The following is a 1,156-nucleotide window of genomic DNA, read 5'->3' on the forward strand; positions in this document are numbered from 1 at the left end:
CCAGCATTAAGCGTACTTGTGGGCGTGCTAGGAAAGGCTTACGGCTTTGAGTATACAGATTTACGGTGTTGACAATTAACGCCGTAGCGGTATTTCTAGGCGCTGTAACGGGAGTAAGTGCAATTAATTACAATAAGCAAAATGGGGAGGAAAAATAATGGCATACACAGTAAAGCAACAAATTCGCCAAGGTTTACCACAGGTTGGCGTGAAGCCTTACAGACAAGTCCACGCTCATTCCACAGGAAATCCCAATTCAACTGCTCAAAACGAAGCGGATTACCATGATAGACGACCAGTGGAAAGTGGCTTTTTTCAGTACGTTGTCGGCGATGGTGTAGCGATTCAGACAGCTCCTCTCAACATGGGCGCATATGATGTTGGTGGCGGTTGGAATGCCGAAACTTTTGCAGCAGTAGAGCTTATCGAGTCACACAAGACAAGAGCAGAGTTCGAGCGTGATTATGCTATCTATTGCGAGTTGTTAAGGGACTTGGCGAACAAAGGTGGTATTCCGGTCACGCTAGATACAAATGATTTGGCAGGTATTAAAACGCATAATTATTGTACGCATCATCAACCTAACAATTTTAGTGACCACGTAGACCCACTACCATACTTGGCTAAATGGGGCATCACGCTAGAGCAATTTCGAAATGACGTGTGTAATAGTATTACATCAAAAACAACAACAGCAGAAGAACAAACAATACAAAAAAAGAAAGTAGGAGATATTATGTTATTGTTTAGAAACGAAAACTCAGCAGAAGTTTATTGGTTAATTGGGAACAAATATACACACATTAAATCAGAGAGAGAACTAGAAAAAGTTAAAATCTTGATGAATAAAGCAGGTTATGACACTTGGATTCACACGGATAGTGACCAAATCAAATATATCAAAAAATTGGCAGACGAAATCAAATAAACAAATCCCCATCTCAATCCGAGGTGGGGTTATTTTTGTTTATCAATCCCCGTTTCGGTAACTTTCCAAAGCAAACTTCAAATCGTCTTCCCGTTCTTTTTTGGTTGCCAACATATTGATATGCTTTTGATGCTCAGCACGAGTATATTCTTCTAGCTTATAATTCGCGATATAAGGATTGATGTACATCCTAATATTATCACGATGAACGATCCTTGTGCCCTCAGA

The 1,156-nt window shown here is 40.2% G+C and carries 2 protein-coding genes; one reads left to right on the forward strand and one right to left on the reverse strand.

Annotated elements, in window-relative coordinates; genetic code table 11:
* Positions 1 to 157: 157 nt before the first annotated feature.
* Positions 158 to 928, forward strand: coding sequence for an N-acetylmuramoyl-L-alanine amidase (locus Q5762_RS36770; protein ID WP_315887749.1), 771 nt, complete (start codon positions 158 to 160; stop codon positions 926 to 928).
* 42 nt (positions 929 to 970) lie between these two features.
* On the opposite strand, the gene Q5762_RS36775 is transcribed toward Q5762_RS36770, so the two are convergent.
* Positions 971 to 1,156 (reverse strand): hypothetical protein (locus Q5762_RS36775; RefSeq protein WP_315896669.1); only part of this gene is annotated, 186 nt, incomplete at its 5' end.

Origin of the sequence: Streptomyces sp. P9(2023), assembly GCF_032436795.1 — a bacterium.
GTDB lineage: Bacteria > Actinomycetota > Actinomycetes > Streptomycetales > Streptomycetaceae > Streptomyces.